This is a genomic window from Pseudomonas sp. NPDC087814 (assembly GCF_044742865.1).
GTDB lineage: Bacteria > Pseudomonadota > Gammaproteobacteria > Pseudomonadales > Pseudomonadaceae > Aquipseudomonas.
The window spans coordinates 171,379-188,506 of sequence record NZ_JBIUVK010000007.1 but is presented as its reverse complement, the minus strand read 5'-3'; the positions used below and the strand labels follow the sequence as shown (position 1 = coordinate 188,506).

8 protein-coding genes are annotated in these 17,128 nt (G+C 65.2%); 1 reads left to right on the top strand and 7 read right to left on the bottom strand.

The annotated features are described in order from the left end of the window. Genes ACIOMR_RS08885 through ACIOMR_RS08855 form a run of 7 tightly spaced genes read right to left on the bottom strand, consistent with a single transcriptional unit; the run spans nt 1 to nt 15,826 of the window. Complete coding sequence (locus ACIOMR_RS08885; RefSeq protein WP_003218418.1) at nt 1–780, bottom strand: thioesterase II family protein; 780 nt, start codon at nt 778–780, stop codon at nt 1–3. Continuing rightward, entirely contained in the window at nt 777–1,865 is a 1,089-nt protein-coding gene (locus tag ACIOMR_RS08880) for a saccharopine dehydrogenase NADP-binding domain-containing protein (RefSeq protein WP_401193533.1), read from the bottom strand. The genes ACIOMR_RS08885 and ACIOMR_RS08880 overlap by 4 nt, the downstream gene beginning before the upstream one ends. Next, on the bottom strand, nt 1,862–7,285 hold the full coding sequence (locus tag ACIOMR_RS08875; RefSeq protein ID WP_401193530.1) for an amino acid adenylation domain-containing protein: 5,424 nt from the start codon (nt 7,283–7,285) through the stop codon (nt 1,862–1,864). The genes ACIOMR_RS08880 and ACIOMR_RS08875 overlap by 4 nt, the downstream gene beginning before the upstream one ends. Next, nucleotides 7,282–10,689, bottom strand: a complete 3,408-nt coding sequence (locus tag ACIOMR_RS08870) for an amino acid adenylation domain-containing protein (RefSeq protein ID WP_401193527.1) — start codon at nt 10,687–10,689, stop codon at nt 7,282–7,284. Before ACIOMR_RS08870 ends, ACIOMR_RS08875 begins: the two co-directional genes overlap by 4 nt. Beyond that, nucleotides 10,679–12,436, bottom strand: a complete 1,758-nt coding sequence (locus ACIOMR_RS08865; RefSeq protein ID WP_003218423.1) for an ABC transporter ATP-binding protein — start codon at nt 12,434–12,436, stop codon at nt 10,679–10,681. Before ACIOMR_RS08865 ends, ACIOMR_RS08870 begins: the two co-directional genes overlap by 11 nt. Next, a complete protein-coding gene (locus ACIOMR_RS08860; protein ID WP_401193523.1) occupies nt 12,433–14,181 on the bottom strand; it encodes an ABC transporter ATP-binding protein in 1,749 nt (582 codons plus the stop codon). The genes ACIOMR_RS08865 and ACIOMR_RS08860 overlap by 4 nt, the downstream gene beginning before the upstream one ends. Beyond that, nucleotides 14,174–15,826, bottom strand: a complete 1,653-nt coding sequence (locus ACIOMR_RS08855; protein ID WP_003218428.1) for a (2,3-dihydroxybenzoyl)adenylate synthase — start codon at nt 15,824–15,826, stop codon at nt 14,174–14,176. The genes ACIOMR_RS08860 and ACIOMR_RS08855 overlap by 8 nt, the downstream gene beginning before the upstream one ends. A 352-nt stretch (nt 15,827–16,178) precedes the next feature. Here ACIOMR_RS08855 and ACIOMR_RS08850 point away from each other — a divergent pair, with 352 nt between their 5' ends. Then, complete coding sequence (locus ACIOMR_RS08850) at nt 16,179–17,081, top strand: AraC family transcriptional regulator (protein WP_003218429.1); 903 nt, start codon at nt 16,179–16,181, stop codon at nt 17,079–17,081. Nucleotides 17,082–17,128: the final 47 nt, after the last annotated feature.

Genomic DNA, 17,128 nt, shown 5'->3' with positions numbered 1-17,128 from the left:
TCATGGGGTCGACGGCCAGCACTGCCACGCCGGTTCGGCGGGGCTGCCCAGCAACAGTTCCAGGTGCTCGATCAGGTCGGCCTGGCTGTCGCGCAGGTAAAAATGCCCGCCGTTGAAGGTTCGAAAGTCGGTGACCTGGCGCGTCACTTCCGACCAGGCATGGGCTTCCTCCCGATCGACTTCGCGGTCGGTGCTGCCCAGGCATACGCTCACGGGCACGTCCAGCAGCTCGCTGATATCGCCGCAGTAGTTTTCGATCAGGCGGTAATCATTGCGCAATGCGGGCAGGTAAAGTGCCTGCATCTCGGGTTCGTCCAGGGGTGATGGCGCACCACCCGACAGGCGCCGCACATCCGCCAGCAGACCGGCATCCGGGCCCTGGTGCAATTGGCTGTGACGTTGCCGGTGAGGGGCCGGATGGGCGGAGACGATCAGCCGTTGCAGGTCCTTGCCCTGGCGGTTCAGGCGCCGCGTCACCTCATAGGCCAGCGCCGCACCCATGCTGTGGCCGAACAGCACCAGCGGCCGGTCGGACAGGTCCCACAGCGCCCGGGTAATAGTGCCCGCCATCCATTCCAGGCTGCCGGGCCAGGTTTCACTCAGGCGCTCTTCGCGGCCGGGGTATTGCACGCTGACCAGTTCGATGTCAGCCGGCAACAGTGCCTGCCAACCGCTGAAAAATCCCGCGCTGCCGCCGGCGTGGGGCAGGCAGACCAATCGGCAACGCGGCGTTTGATGCTGCGGGTAACGTCGCAGCCATGGGCTGGGGATTTTCTTCATAACACGCCCTCCTCCAGTTCAGTGGTGACGTGGATCCGGGTCTGCGGCAACCAGCGCAGCACCTGGCGCAAGCAGTCATCGGCGTCCATCACCTGGGCAGCGTAGTGCGTGCCTTCGGGCAGTTTGGCCAGTTGCAGGGCGCAGATTGCCGCCACTGTGCCGGTCAACGCCGAGCCGTCGGCGGCACGCAACCAGGCGGTGGCCTGCTGCGGTTCGCCGTGTTGCAGGCCTGCCATTTCGACTGCGAGCAACTGGTAAGGCGTGCGCCCTGCCAGGTCCAGCGCACTGGCCTGTACCAGGGCGGCAATGTTCTCTGCCGTGTGTCGCAGAGCCGGTGGCGAGCCCTGAATGCGCCCGAGTGCGGCCCGCAGGTGGCCGCCGTCGAACAGGTTGTAGGCCTGGGCTTCGCGCACCCGCAAGTCAGTAAACAAGCGCTGTTGCTCAGTGGTTAGATACGGGTGGGCCGTTACGGGACCGCCCACCAGCCAGGGCCGCTCGAAGTGTTCATCGACGAGTACGGCGGACTTGATTGCACGGCCATCGCACCAGCCCATCGAGGCCTGGCCATAGCCGTTGCCGAGGCTCAATAGAAAGTCCTCGGCCGCCGTTGTCGACAACCGCCCAAGTCCGACGGCATAGCAATGCACGGCATCGACGCGCTCGAACGACGCCGCAAGCACCTTGGGAAACAACCCCGACAGCCCGGGCAACATGCCGGCTGATAACACCACACGACGATCCGGCGGCAACTGAGCGGGCAGCAGCTGATGCAGCGGATCATCGCCGCCGACATCGATGTAATCGGCGCCACTGGCCAAAGCGGCCAGCGCCACCCGGTCGAGCACCTGGTAGCTGGGGCCCGCGCAATTGATCAGCAGGTCGCAGCCGCTGCAAAACGCCGCCAGGCTTTGGGCGTCCCACAGGTCCACTTCACGGATCTCGGCCTGCCCGTTCAACTCGCCGTCGTTAAAACGCTGCCCTTGCCCAGGGTCGCGACCGCCCAGGCGCAAGCGGCAATGACCGACCAGCACCCGCGCAACCTGCCGACCGACATGCCCATAGCCGCCTACAATCCCGACTCTCACGCCGCCACCTGCGCCAGCCGTTCGAACGCGCGGGCCACGGCTTCGACCTGGGGGCTCTGCATGCAGCTGAAGTGGTCGCCCGGCACGTCCACCACCTGCAATTCGCCAAGGCACAGGGCCTGCCAGTATTGGCTCATGTCGCGGTGCATGCCGGGCAGTACCTGGACTTCACCGCACTGGCGGATAAACACCATGTCACCGTCGTAAGGCGTGGCCTGATGCAAGGCGACAGCGGCCAGGCTGTGGCGCAGCACCTGCAGTTGCTCGCGCAGCCAGTCCAGGTCGCTCAGTTGCGAGCCGGCGTGGCGCATCGCGTCTGCAATTGCCTGCAAGCGCTCATCTGCCGACTTGGATGCCAGGGCCCGCAGGCAGGCCAGGGCCGTGGCACAGTCGGGCTCATCCTGCAGCGCCAGCAACGCACCTTGGGGCACGCGGCCCGGAGTTTGGCGCAGCACCTTGGCAATCGCCCGCTCCATCGCCTGTTCATCCACCGGGTAACCCAGGGTGTGCGGGTCGGCCTGCATCACGCGGGCGAACACGTACTCCGCCAGCAGGTCATCCTCGATCATGAACGGCACGCGGTAGCTGCTGATCACTGTCAGTTGCAGCACCTCGATGTCCCTCGCCGCGAGGCATGACGCCAGCTCCGTCGCCAGCAACCCGCCGAGGCAATAACCGACGATGCTCACCTGGCGCCGGCCTTCGGCGTGCAAGGTGTCGGCATAACGCTCGGCCAGTTCACGAATCGCCGTAGCCGGTGCCAGAGCCAGGTAACCCGGTACATCATTGAGCACCAGCCCCTCCAGTGGCGCTTCTTCCCCGAGTGCAGCAAACAGCGCGCGATACGGTGCCAGGGTGCCGCTGCCATCATGGACAAAGATCCGCGCCGGGCCTTGCGCCTCCTCACGAATCCGCACCAGCGGCGACAGGCTCTCGCTGCCCTGCCCCCGCAGGTAATCCGCCAGGGCCGCAACGGTGGGCTGGTTGATCAACTGGCGCAGCAAATCCCCCCAGGGCACGTTACGGGCCTGGGGCAGGCTTTCCCGCAGGCGACCAACCACCTGCGCCACCAGCAATGAATCACCGCCCAACTCAAAGAAGCCCTGTTCACGGCCCACACTGGGCACCCGCAACAGGGTTTGCCAGACCTCTGCGATACTGCGCTCCAGCGCATCCAGCGGTGCAGCCCCGCTGTTGGCCTGTTGCGTGGCCTGGGCCATGCCGAGGTTGGCCAACGCCTGGCGGTCGACTTTGCCGTTGACCGTCAGCGGCATTTCATCCAGTACCCGCCACTCGGTGGGTACCATGTAATCCGGCAGGCGCTGGCCCAGATGCGCGCGCAACGCCTCCGGCTCAAGGGTCTGGCGCTCGGTCTTGAAGCGCGTGATGAACAGGTGCTGGCCGATCTGTGACATCGCATCGTCAGCTGCCGGCATGCACAGCGGCGTCTGCGCGCCGGCTTCCTGCAACAGTTGCTGCCACTGCTCGCGGCGGATGAACGTGGTGTCCTGCTCGGCGCGGAAATCCTCGAACGCGGTCAGGCCCTCCTTGAACTCCATGGACGCCATGATCTGGTAGGTGTCGCGGGTGGCTTCGATAAAGATCAGCCAGCCGCCGGGGGCGAGCATTTCCCGCAGCCGGGCGAGTACCTGGCTGGCATGCCGCGAGTTGTGCAGCACGTTGGCACACAGAATCACATCCAGGGAGTTGGCGGCGATGCCTTGGGCCCAGTGGTCGAGGTTCAGGTCAAACAGCCCGTAGCTGACCCACGGAAACTCGACGAAATGCTCCCGCGCTTCGTTGAGGAAAAACTGCGACAGGTCGGTGAACTGGTAGTCCACCGCCAAGCCGTCCAGGGCCGGAATCAGGTCGGCACTGGTGCCGCCCACGCCTGCGCCGATTTCCAGCAACTGCAGACGCCAGCCCGCCGGTTGCAGTGCGGCGATTTCCTGCACCGCCGCACACACCGCCTGGTTCAGGTACTGGCTGATCAGGTTCTTGCGATAGGCGCCTTCGGCGGTGTCGGTACGGCCTTCGGGAAACAGCAAGTGCAACGGGTCGAGCCGGTCGCTCATCAGGGCAGGCAATTGCTCCTGGCTTTCCCGCAGGTAGCGCAGCACTTCACCGCCCCAGCCCACACTCGGTTCCAGCGCCTCGATGCGCTGCCACAGCTGACGGTATTCAGCACCCGAGACCCGCAGTGACGAATAGGCGCCGGTGCCTGGGTTGCGGTCTACCAGTTGTTCGCGATGCAGCGCTTGCAGCCAGCGGCGGATCAGCCGTTCGTTGCGTGGCGCCACTTCGCACAGGCTCATGATCTGGGCCAGGTCGTGCTCGACGCCCGGTTGATCAAACAGCCCCGGGCGTTGCAGGGCCAGGCCCATGGAGAGCAACGCGGCACGCTCGACGCAATCGGACATCTGCGTAATCAGCGCTTCCGTCAGTTGGCCTTTCACGCCGTTGGCCGCCGCCAAGGCGTTGGGTGCCAACCGGGTCGGCCAAGGCAATGGAGTATCACGCAAAGTCCCGCGCACGCAGGCCTGCAAACGCCGCTCGAACGCGCCCTCGCCCGCAGCGACCACCACGGCCGATTCGACATGAGGATGACTGAGCAAGGCACTTTCGACTTCCGCCAACTCGATGCGATGCCCGCGAACCTTGACCTGGAAATCCTCACGGCCAAGGAACTCAATCAACCCGCTTTCAAGGTAGCGCCCCAGGTCGCCGGTGCGGTACAGCCGCTCGCCGCTGTGGGCATGCTCGATAAAACGCTCGGCGGTTTTCTCCGCGTCCCCCAGGTACCCCATCGCCAACCCCGTGCCGGCGATGAACAGCTCACCGGCAACGCCTTGCGGGCGATCGCGGCCTTGTTCGTCGAGCACCATGAAGCGTTGATTGGCCAGCGGCGCGCCGTAGGGAATGCTGCGCCATTGTGCGTCCACCTCGGTGATTGGATAGGCAATCGACCAGATCGCCGCTTCTGTGGCGCCGCCCAGGCTGATCAGTTGGAGCTCAGGCAACAACGCAGCGATTTCGGCGGGCAGGTTCAGCGGGATCCAGTCGCCGGACAGCAAGGCCAGGCGCAGGCTCTGAGGTGCCGCGGCCGGCACGGCTTGCAGGTAATGGGCAAGCATCTGCAACTGCGCGGGCACCGAGTTCCACAGGGTCACACCGTGCTCGCGGGCGCATTCGGCCCAGTGGGACGGGTCGGCGCGGCGTCCGGCGTCGGGCAACACCAGGGCGCCACCTACGGCCAGCAGGCCGAAGATGTCGTACACCGAGAGGTCGAAGCCCAGGCTGGCCAAGGCGAGTACCCGGTCTTCGGCGCCGATGGCGAAGCGCTGATTGATATCCACCACCGTGTTGAGGGCCGCCTGGTGACTGATCATCACACCCTTCGGAATCCCGGTGGAGCCGGAGGTGTAGATCACGTAGGCAAGTTGTTGCGGTGTCACCTGCGGCGCCGGCAGTTCACGTCCGGCACTGGCTGCGGCCTGATCAACGGGTATGCACTGGGTCACCTGGGCGGGCCAGGCCACGCCCTCGCTCAACCACGACTGGCTGAGCACCCGGCTGACCTCGGCGTTCTCAAGAATCAACGCGCGCCGCGCCATCGGCTGATTAGTGTCCAGCGGCAGGTACGCCGCGCCGGCCCGCAAGATCCCGAGTACACCGACCACCTGGTCGATGCCTTTTTCCATGCATACCGCGACCCGCTCGCCGGGCTGGCAACCGCCATCCAGTAACTGCTCGGCAATCGCCTCGGCACGGGCGGCGAGTTGCGCGTAAGTGAGCTGTCGCGCGCCCTGGATCAGGGCGACACGTTGGGGTTGCGCCGGGGCCTGGCGAAAGAACGGTTCATGCAGCAAGCCTGGGGGAATCGGCTGCGCCGTCTGGTTGATCAACTCCCGCACCAGTCGCTGGGGTGCCGGCAGTTCAAGGCAATCGTCCAGGGTCCAGGCCGAAGGCTCCCGCGCCAAGCGCTTGAGCAGACGTTCGAAGGTGTCGAACATCGCTTCCAGCATGGCCTCATTGAACACGCCCTGGCGAATGTCCCAATTGATGAACAGGCCGTTGTCGCGCTCGCTGACCTGGCAATCAATCAACACTTGCGGGGTCTGGCTGATGCCGTGCACCAGTTCTGCGCCGGGCATAAATGCCCCGCCGCCACTTTCGCCACCGGCGCCCAGGGTGCTGGTGAAGGCATAGGGCATCAAGGCCGCATCACGGCCTTTGCGCCGCGCCAGTTCGCGCAGTACTTCAATGCCGGAACACAGGCGGTGGTCCATGTCTTGCCACAGTCGCTCCTGCAACTGCTGGCTGCGTTCACCAAAGCTGCCGCCTTGCAGGGTCTGGACTTCCAGCAATTCCACCGAGCTGAAATCCCCCACCAGCCGATCGACCTGCGGGTGCAGCGACAGGCGATTGAGCAAGGTCAGGCTCAAGCAGAAATGCCCCTTGGGGCTCCAGCGCCCCAGGGTTTCGGCATAGCAGGAAAGAATCGCCGCCGACGCACCCACGCCGGCCGCCGCTGCATTCAGGCGCAGGGCGTTGAAATCCCGGGCCTCCAGGTTCAGGGCGCGGCGCTCGAAACGCGGTCCGCTGGGAGCGCCCTGCATGGGCAATTCCGGAGCACCGGGCAGGCTGTCGACCCGCGCCCACCAGTACTGGCGGTCACGCTGGTAACGCGGCTGTTCCCGCAACCGGCGCTCGCCCAGTACGTAGTCGCGAAAACTGATGGGCGCCGCCGGCGGCAAGGCTTCGCCACGATAGACCTGCTGCAACTCGGCCAACAGCATGCGCACGCTCTGGTAGTCGCACACCAGCAGATCCACTGAGAGATGCAGGCGCGCATGTTCACGGCCCTGGCTGACGCACAACTCGATCAGCGGCCACTGCTGGGGCGACGCCAGGCGAATTTCCATGCGTTCGCGCAGAGCGGCCAGTGCACGGCCGTCGTCTTCGCGCAGGTCATGCCGGGCGATCAGGTAATGCGGCACCTGGGGCAGGATTTGTTGGTAGCCGTCTTCCAGCACCACCGCCCGCAGCATGTCGTGACGCGCAATCAGATGGTTCCATGCCTGCTCCAGGCGCGCCGGGTCCAGTTCCCTGAGTTCAAATTCCAGGTAACCGTGGCACGCCACCCCGCCGTAGCTGAATGCCTGGGTGCGGCCCATCAGGTAAGCGGCCTGCACGTCGGTCAGCGGAAACGGTTCGCTGCGGGCAGCCAGGTCGGCCGAGACGGTGGGCATCACCGGTTCCATCAATTGCTGCAACAACGCGTCCTTGTGTTCGCGCAATTGTTGCAGGCGGCCTTCATCCATCACCCCGGCGGGCGCCCGGTAGCGCAGGCGGCCCTGCTCTTCCCAGAGTTCCACACCCAGTGCTTCGAGGTCCTGTTGCAGTTGCTGCAGTGTCATAGCGCACCCTCCACCATTGCGTTCCGGTTAACGTGGTCCTGTTCTCGTCGGGCGACAAGCCATTGGGCCTGGCGGGCGACGGTGGCCGCGTTGAAAAAGTCCTTCAGCGACAGTTCGACGTCGAACTGTCGGGCGATACGTTCGATCAGGCGAGCGGCCAACAGACTGTTGCCGCCGAGGGCGAAAAAGCCCTGGTTGCGTCCCACCAGGGGAATGTCGAGCAATTCGCGCCAGAGCCCGGCCAACAGTTGTTCGGCTTCGCCTTGAGGCGCGTCTTCATGCTCGGGTCTGGCGCCCTGGCGTTGCTCCTGCACCAGCCACAGCAGTGCGGCGCGGTCGACCTTGCCGTTGGCGCTCAGGGGCAGTTCGGTGAGGTTCAGCCAGTGGTCCGGCAACATGTGTTCCGGCAACCATTGGCAGAGCCACTGGCGCATGGCTTCGGCATCCGGCAGCGCGTCGCCCATCAGGCTTGCTGCCAACTGCGGGTTGGCCCCGGGCAACACCAGGGTGACGGCACGACTGACGGCCGGATGGCGTTCCAGGGCCACGTCGATCTCACTGAGTTCGATGCGGAAGCCACGGACCTTGACCTGCTGGTCCATACGCCCGAGAAATTCGAGGCTGCCGTCGGGCCAATAACGGCCCTGATCGCCGGTGCGGTACCAGCGTTGCCCGGCGTGCTCGACGAAGCGTTGGGCGCTGAGATGCGGCAGGCCACGATAGCCCTGAGCAACCCCGGCGCCGCCGATCCACAACTCCCCCGCCACCCAGTCCGGGCAATCGCGGCCCTGGCTGTCGACGACTCGAAAGCTTTGGTTATCCAGGGGTTTGCCGTAGGGAATCGAGAGCCAGTGAGCCGGCACTTCGTCGACGTCCTGGACGTTGGACCAGATGGCCGCTTCAGTGGCGCCGCCGAGAGCGGCGAACCGGGCGCTTTCGCCGGCTGCCAATCGCAGGCGGCGTGGCAGGTCCAGCCCGACCCAGTCACCCGAGACCATCGCCAGGCGTAATCCGCTCAGGGCATTCGGCTCGCGGGCCTTGAGGGTCAGCATGTCGAGCAACGCCGGTACCGAGTTCCACAGGGTCACGCGCTGCTGGCGGATCAGCCGCAACCATTCGGACGGCTCCTTGCGCCGCGCATCCGCTGGCAGCACCACGGCGCCACCGACACTCAGCAGGCCAAACAGGTCGTACACCGACAGGTCGAAATCGAGGGCGGAAACCCCGAGCACACGGTCATCCGCGCCCACCTGATAACGCCGGTTGATCGCGGCGACGGTGTTCAGCGCCGCCTGGTGGGAAACCTCGACGCCCTTGGGTTCGCCGGTAGTGCCAGAGGTAAAAATCACATAGGCCAGTGCGTCCGGCGCCACCTCGATCGGTTGTTTCAGGGCCCTGGCCGAACGCGCCTGGGCCAGGTCCACCACTTGCAAGTCCGCCAGCCATACACCGCGATCACGGTGGGCCGTATCGGTGATCACCACCTTGGCTCCGGCGCGTTGATAGATCATGTCGCGACGGGCTGCCGGCTGTTCGATACCCACCGGCACATACACCGCGCCCGCCGCCAATATGCCGAGCACCGCAACGATTTGCGCCTGGCCTTTGGGCAAGGTGATCGCCACCGTATCACCCGGTTCAATCCCCCACTGGCGCAGGGCACCTGCCACTTGCAGGGCCTGGGCCGCCAGCTCGGCGTAACTCAACTCAGCGTCCTCGGTGATCAATGCCACCCGCTGCGGGTGCACCTGCGCCTGTTGGAAAAAGCCATCGTGCAGCAAGCCTTTGTCATAGGCCCAGGGCGTGTGGTTGACCGCTGCACGGACCTCTTGCTGGCCTTGGGGCAACGGCAGCGGCGCGGGTTGGCGCCAGTCACCGGTACACAGCCACGCCAGCAGGTCGCCATAGGCGGTGAACATTTCGTCCAGCAGGCCTTCGGGGAACAGCGCATCTACCCCGTCCCAGTTGAGCAACAGGCCATCGGGCAGCGGATAGCTCTGGTGGTCAAGCCACACTTGGGGCGTTTGCGACAAGGCCCAGCCCGGTTCGCCCAGGTGCTGCCGGCAAGTGGCGTCGACAAACGCTTCGCCAAGGTTGCAGGCAAACACTACGGGGGCGCCGCCTTGCCGGGTGCGGGACAACTCACGCAGCACTTCCACACCAGGCCAGGCGCTGTGGGCGATGTCGCGGTGCAGTTGGCGTTGCAGGGCTTGCGCCTGCTGCGCGAAAGAACCCGCCTGGCGCTGGTCGATCTCCAGCAGCACCAGGTTGGAAAAATCCGCCAGCAGATGCGGGACGCAGGGGTGCAGCTCCTGGCGGTTGAACAGCGGCACGTTCAACAGGAAATGCTGGCTGGCGCTCCAGCGGCCCAGCACTTGGGTATAGGCGCAGCACAGCACGCTGGCCAGGGTCAGGCCGTGTTGGCGGGCCTGGTCTTCCAGGGCTCGCAACTGCGCGCGGCCGAGGCGCATCGCCAGGCGACGAAAACGCGGCGGGCCGAGGGATTGCGGCTCGTGTGCCAAGGGGAGTTGCGGGCCGTCGGGCAGGTCATCCAGACGTTGCAGCCAGTAGTCCCGCGCGCCGGCATCGCTGGTTCGGGTGGCGCCCAGGTAGTGGGCAAAATCCCATTCCAGACGTGGCAGCTGCGCCTCTTGCCCGCTGTAGATCAGCGCCAGATCCCGCAGCAGTACGCTGATACTCAGGACGTCCGCCACCAGCAAATCGATGTTCAGGTGCACCCGGCTGCGGCCGTCGGGCAAGCGGCTGAGTTGCACATCAAACACCTCGCCCTGGCGCACATCCAGGCAGCGGTGGGCCAGGCGCTCACGCAAGGCCAACTCATCCGGCCGTTCATGCACGGTCAACCCAGGCCACGGGCTGGTCGGCAGCACGCGCTGGCAAGTGGCGTTCGGGAAACAGGCGCGCAGCATGGGATGGCGGTGAGTCAGGCGCATCACCGCGCTTTCCAGGCGTTGAGCGTCGACCTGATACCCGTCCAGCTCCTGATACAGGTGACAGCCAACGCCCCCCAGCGGCATGGCCGGGTCGCGACCAAACCAATAAGCCTGCTGCAACGGTGTGAGGGCGAAATCGTTGTCGGCGGCGACGGGCTTGAGGTGCGTCGCCTGCCCGCGACGGCGGTCGATCAGCAACCACCAGGCCTCAAGGGTCGGCTGCTCAATCAGTTCGGCAAAGCTCACCTGCACACCTTCGCGGGCGAGCAAGGCCGGCAGGCGCATCATGCTCACCGAGTCCAGGCCCTGCTCGATCAGCGAGGCATCGGGCTCCAGGTCCTGGGGGGCATAGTCGAGCAACTGCGCGACACCGGCGCACAGCGCCTCGGGGCTGTGTGCGAGGCCGCCGGGTGCAGGATGAACGCATGCCAGTGATGGGTTATCGGTCATGGGGGACGGTCCTTTGGGGAACGGTAGGGTCTGGGCGCAAGCGCCAGCGATTGATCGCTTCGCGCTCGTGGAACAACTCGCGGTAACGGCCGGGCGTGGCCATCAACGCGTCATGGCGGCCGACCTGGGCCAACTGGCCGTGGTCGAGCAGCAGAATCTGGTCGGCATGGGGCGCCAAGGTCGGTTTGTGGGTGACCAGCACCACCGTGTGCCGGCGGGCCAGTTGCAACAGGGTCCGATTGACCCGCGCCTCGCTGATGGCATCGAGGGCGGCGGTCGGCTCGTCCAGCAGGATCAGCGACGCGTCCTTGAGCAACACCCGCGACAACGCCAGGCATTGGCGCTCGCCGCCGGACAGGCTGACGCCCTGCTCGCCCAGCACGGTGTGCCAGCCCTGGGGCAGGCGCTCGGCGAGGCGGTCGAGGCCGGTGGCGCGGGCGGCGTGCTGCCATTGCTCTTCGCTGGCGTCGGGGCGGCCCAGCAGCAGGTTGTCCAGCAGGCTGCCCGGCAACAGCGGGCTGTCCTGGAACATCAAGGCGACCTGGGTATCTCGGGCCAGGGCCGACAGTTGCCGCAGGTCGACACCGCCGAGGTGAATCGCGCCACTGCTTACATCGCTGAAGCGCGCCAGCAGGCGCAACAGGCTGGACTTGCCGGAGCCGGACGCCCCCACCACCAGGTTCAGCGAACGCTCCTGCAACGTGAAGTCGATGCCTTGCAAGATCGCCTGGCCCTGGCGGACCAGTCCTACGTCCCGCACTTGCACGTCGTAACCCAGGGCAGGTTGGGGTTCGAGAGGCTCAGGCAACCCCGGCATCTGCAGCAGGTGGCGCAGGCGATTCAAGCCGTGGCGGGTCTGGCGCAACGTGGTACCGAGGTTGACCAGCGCGCCCATTGGCTCCACCAGGCAGGTGGCGAGAATCGCCAGCGCCAGGAACTTCGCCGCATCGAGGGTGCCACCCAACACGGCATACAGGCCGCATAACAGGATGGCGCTGTAGCCGGCCTGCAACACCACCGCCAAACCCAGCGCGGCGGGAAAAGTGCGCCAGTGGGCGTGACGCTGTGCCTGTTGCTGCTGGGCCAGGGCCTCGGTGAGCAGGTCGAAACCTTGCTCGGTGCGCCCGCTGGAGCGCAGCAACGGTTGCTGGCGCAGAAACTCCATCACCCGGGCCGCCGCTTCATTGGCTGCGGCTTCGCTCAGTGCTTCAGCTTGCCCGCCCCAGCGCACGCCCCAGTGGTACACCAGCACCAGCAACGGCAACGCGGCCAGTGCCGCCAACGCCATGGAGCGGTCGTAGAAAAACAGCGCCAGCAGGAGTGCCAAAGGCGTCAACAGCGCATTGGCCATTGGCTGCAAAAGGTGCGCCGGGGTGCTCATGATTTGCAGCACGGTGTGAGTCACCAGGCGATTCAGTTCAGCGCTGCGCCGCTCCACAAACCATTCCAGCGGCAGTTGCACCAGCTTGTCACCAATGCGTCGGTTCAACGCCTGGGCTGCTTCGGCACCGGCGCGATAGCCCGCCAGCTGGGCATACCGGCGCAGCCAGAGGCACAACAAGGCCATGCCGGTGAAACCGATGGCCCAGGCCCAAGGCGTGGTGTTGCCGAACCACTGGGCAAAGGCCATCGGCAACAACGCCAACGCTGCGCCCTGGGCCAACGCACTCAACGCCATCGCCATCAGCGCACGCCGCAACAAGCCGGCTTCACGGGGTTGCAGGCTGCGTAACAGCGCGCGAATCATGCCCGTGCCCTCTTCAGTGCGGCCGCCGAAAACTGCTCAGCGGCCCACAGCCCGGCGTAAGTGCCCTGCTGGTCCAGCAAGCCGTGATGCGTACCGCGCTCGACAATCCGCCCGCCTTGCAGCACGACGATCTGGTCGGCGTCCTGGATGCTGCTCAAGCGGTGGGCGATTACCAGCACCGTGCGGGCACGGGCCAGGCGAGACAGCGCCTGCTGGATCGCGGCTTCGGATTCAGGATCACTGGCGGCGGTGGCTTCATCGAGAATCAGGATCGGCGCTTCACTGAGCATCGCCCGGGCAATGCCCAGGCGTTGCACTTCACCGCCGGACAGTTGCACGCCGGCTCCGAGGACGGTGTGATACCCCTGGGGCAGCGCGAGGATGCGCTGGTGAATCTGCGCGGCCCGGGCGGCGGCTTCCACCTCGATTTGCGTGGCGTCGGGGCGCGCCAGGCGCAGGTTGTCGAGGACGCTGGTGCGCAGCAGGCGCACATCCTGGAACACAAAGGCGACCTGGCGATACAAGGTGGCGCTGTGCATGTCCCGCAGGTCGACGTCGCCGATGCGGATCGCCCCGGCACTCACATCGGCAAAGCGCGCAAGCAAAGTGGCCAGGGTGGATTTGCCGGCGCCCGAGTCGCCCACCAATGCGGTCAGCGTGCCGGGCGGTAGATCCAGGTCAATGTCATGCAGCACCTGCGTGCCGTCGGGGTAGCGAAAGTCCACGCCTTCAAAGCTCACCTGGCGGCCCTTGGGCTCGCGGGATTCGCGAGGTTGCGTCAACGTCGCGCTGTTGAGCACGGTGGCGATACGGCTGGCGGCCATGCGGCCCTGCACCAGTGCATCCGCACCATGCCCGACGGCCGCGACCGGCGCTGCCAGGGCCGGCCCCAGCAGCAGGAACGGCAGCAGTTGCACCGGCATCAGCCAACCGCCAGCCACCAGCGACGCACCGCCCAACAGCACCAGGGCCAGCACCAGCAACGGCGAAAGCAGCACCTCGACACTCGCCCCAAGCCCGGCCCAGCGTTGGGCCCAGCAGGAAAAGAAACTGGCGAAACGTTCCACCGCACCGAAGAACTTTGACTGCACCCGATCGGCCCGGCCGAATGACTTGACCATGGCGATGCTCTGCACAAACTGCTGGGTGGCCAGGGACAGGTTGCCCAGCGCGGCGCCCAGTGCCTTCTGGTCATCCCGATAAGCCTGGGAGCGCAAGGCTCGCAGTCGCCACAGCGCCAGCGCTGGAGGCAGCAGCACCACAACGGTCATCGGCACACTTACCGTCAGCAGGTACAACAGGCACGCCAGGGGCGCCACCAATGCGGCGGCGAGGTTGTTTGGCAAGTGCGCCACCAGTTGATGCAGCGCACCTACGTCGTCGAGCAAAACACGGTCGACTTTTTGCCCACCACGGGCGCTGAACCAAGCCAGCGGAACCCGCGCCAAATGCGCGGCCAGCCGTTGGCGAACCTGGCGTTGCAGGTCGCTGTCGGCCAGGTGGGTCATCTGCAAGGCGGCAGCCAGCCCGAGCATGCGCAACAGCAAAGCGCCCGCACCGACCAACAACCACCAGAACCCATCGTGCAGATCGAGTTTTCCGTCCAGCAACGACGGCGCCAACTCCGCCACCGCGATCAACGGCAGCAGGCCGATCAGGGTCGCCAGGGCTTGCAGCAGCATGGCGCAGATCAACCGGCCACGTACAGGCGCGAGCAGTTCACGCAGCGAGTCTTGATCAGCCACGGGCGGCGCTTCCCTCAGGTTGTTTTGCCCCGAAATACAGCTGCTGGATAGCCTCCCGCAGGTGCTTGCGGCTGACCTTGCCCACGCCGGTTTGCGGGAAACCGGGGATAAATTCGAAGCGGTCCGGCAGCTTGAAGGCCGCCAACCCTTGCTCACGCAGATGGCGCAGCAGTTCCGGCGGGCGCGGTGCCGTGCCACGGGGAATCACGAAGGCGCAGGTGCGTTCGCCGAGGTAGGCGTCCGGCATCGCCACCAAGGCCACATCGGCGACGGCAGGATGGCTGAGCAGGAGGTTTTCGACTTCTTCGGCGGCGATCTTTTCGCCGCCACGGTTGATCACGTCCTTGTCGCGACCTTCGACCATCAGGTAGCCGTCGTCGGTGAGCATTACCCGGTCGCCGGTGCGGTAGAAACCGTCAGTGGTAAACGCCTGGGCGTTGTGCGCAGGGTGGCGGTAGTAACCGCGAATCGTGTACGGACCACGGGTCAGCAATTGGCCGACCTGGCCCTGTATCACGTCCTGTTCGTTGTCGTCCACCACCCGGATTTCGTCGCCCGGGGACATGGGTTTGCCCTGGGTGTGCAGGACTCGTTGCGGTGGGTCGTTGGGGTCGGTATAGCAAATCAGCCCCTCGGCCATGCCGAACACTTGCTGCAAGCGGCAGCCGAGGGTGGGTTCCACGCGGCGGGCAGCCTCGAAGCTCAGTTTGGCGCCGCCGACTTGCAGCAGTTGCAATCCTGGCAGGCCCTGCCCGCGCGCCTGGGCGGCATCCAGCCAGACCAGCACCAGTGGCGGCACCAGCGCGGTATGGGTCACGCGTTCATGCTCGATCAGGGCGAAGCAGGTTTCGGCGCTTGGCGAGCCGCTCAGCACCACACGGCCGCCCATCAGCAAGGTGCCCATGAACCCCGGGCAGCACATGGGAAAGTTATGGGCCATGGGCAGCGCGGCGAGGTACACCGTGGCGTCGGTCAGGCCGCAACGTTCGGCGCTGGTCCGCACGTTGTAGAGGTATTCATTGTGGCGACGCGGGATCAGTTTCGGCACGCCGGTGGAGCCACCGGACAACTGGAAACACGCGACGGCATCCGCGGGCGGCGCAGAAAAGGTTGGCTGCGGGTCGTCCAGATAAAGGTCTTCGAGCGCGATGAATTCTTCAGCCTCACCGGCCACGATCACCCACGCAAGGTCGCCATGGGCCGCCTTCAAGCCACGGGCCATGCCCCGATAATCAAAACCTGCCGTGACGTCAGCGCAGAGGTATGCCCTGGCCTGGGCAAACTCGCAGAAGCGGCCGATTTCCAGATGACGATGGGCCGGTAACGCAAAGATTGGCCGTACGCCGAGGCGATACAGGGCGAAGCACACTTCGACAAAACCCACGCAGTTCGGCAGTTGCACCACCACGTTGTCCCCTGCCACCAACCCCAGCCGGGAGAACCCGCCGGCCAGTTGATCGACCCGTTGATCCAGTTGGCGATAGCTCACCCGCAGCGTTCCATCGGTGATCGCTTCACGCTCGCCAAAGGTGCGGGCGGCGTTGCGCAGCAGGTCGCCAAAGGTCTCGTCGCGCCAATAGCCTGCGTCGCGATAGCGTTGGGCAAACGCTTCGGGCCAATCGGGGCAGTCGTCAATGATAGTCATGGGGTCTCCAGAGTTTTTTTCGGCAATAAGGGGCCGATGCCGTGAACAAAAGGCCTGCGGGGCAAGGGTGAAAAGGGCTAGGGAGAATGGGTCATTGAGCGGTTCATCCATGAGTCGCCAAGGGCTGCGGAAATGAGAGTGATTATTAATAGGCAAAAGCCGCAGCACGGCAACCGGCAGGACATTCGTTTGCGCGGCTTTTTCTTTTGATTGCGCTACAGCGTGAGTTTCTGCGGCCTGCAGCGATGAGGCGTGGTCCGGGCTTTCGGCTAAAGGATAATCATTCTTAATTACAGGTAAGAAATTTCCTGCTAGCGTATGCCCCTCTTTTCCGGTTCACAGGGAGTCCGCCATGCTCAGCCCACACGCTGCGCCGCTACCGACCCAAAGGGATTTCACCCTCAATTTTCCCAACACTTTGAACACGGGTGCCGCCACCGTCGTGCCGGAAATCACCCTGTCCGCCGGGACTGTGTTGATGGACAGCCAGATGTGGATGCAAGAGCCGCTGTGGCAAGGTTTGAAGATCATCCTGGTGCTCAGCGGCCAGCTCAATTGCCGGGTCGAAGGCCAGCAGGAAGTGGAGATTCGCGGGCCGACCCTGTGCGCCGTGGCCAACCAGGGTGAACATTGTGGCGATCACCTGTTCGCCAGTGGTGTGCCGGTGCGCTACACCACCGTGCAGCTGGATTTCCCGTCGATCCGCAGCGTCGGCCTTGAGCCTGAGCGCCTGCTGGATAAACGCGGCGGCGGGCCGATGATGTTCTGCCAGCCCGCGAGCAAACCGTTGCTCGCCCTTGCCCAACAGATTTTCACCTGCCCGTTGCAGGGCCCTGCCCGCTCCTTCTATCTGGGCGGCAAGGCCCTGGAGCTGACAGCGCTGGGGGTGGAGGGAATTCTCGCGCAAACCGAGTCGCGCCCGGTGCAGGACGCCCATTGCAACTCAGCGGACATCGAACGCATTCATGCCGCCCGCGACCTGTTGCTCGGTTCGTTGCAGGCTTCGCCGTCATTGGCCGAGCTGTCTCGCGCAGTCGGCCTCAACCCGCGCAAATTGACCGCGGGCTTTCGTCAGGTATTCGGCACCAGTGTCTATGTGTACTTGCAGGAACAGCGCCTGGCCGAAGCCTATCGCCTGCTCGCCAGCGGTGAGACCAATGTGTCCAGCGCCGCGTACCGCGTGGGTTACAGCCCGGCGCATTTCTCCACGGCGTTTCGCAAGCGTTTCGGGGTTTCGCCCAAGGCGTTGCGCTGACGGGTTGTGAAAGTTCCGCCCTGCCCCGCAAACGAAAGAAATGATCG

Excerpts from the sequence above, each read along its gene's own strand:
- ACIOMR_RS08855 (WP_003218428.1), bottom strand. The coding sequence starts at position 15,826 with ATGACTATCATTGACGACTGCCCCGATTGGCCCGAAGCGTTTGCCCAA.
- ACIOMR_RS08850 (WP_003218429.1), top strand. The coding sequence starts at position 16,179 with ATGCTCAGCCCACACGCTGCGCCGCTACCGACCCAAAGGGATTTCACC.
- ACIOMR_RS08870 (WP_401193527.1), bottom strand. The coding sequence starts at position 10,689 with ATGACCGATAACCCATCACTGGCATGCGTTCATCCTGCACCCGGCGGC.
- ACIOMR_RS08865 (WP_003218423.1), bottom strand. The coding sequence starts at position 12,436 with ATGATTCGCGCGCTGTTACGCAGCCTGCAACCCCGTGAAGCCGGCTTG.
- ACIOMR_RS08875 (WP_401193530.1), bottom strand. The coding sequence starts at position 7,285 with ATGACACTGCAGCAACTGCAACAGGACCTCGAAGCACTGGGTGTGGAA.
- ACIOMR_RS08885 (WP_003218418.1), bottom strand. The coding sequence starts at position 780 with ATGAAGAAAATCCCCAGCCCATGGCTGCGACGTTACCCGCAGCATCAA.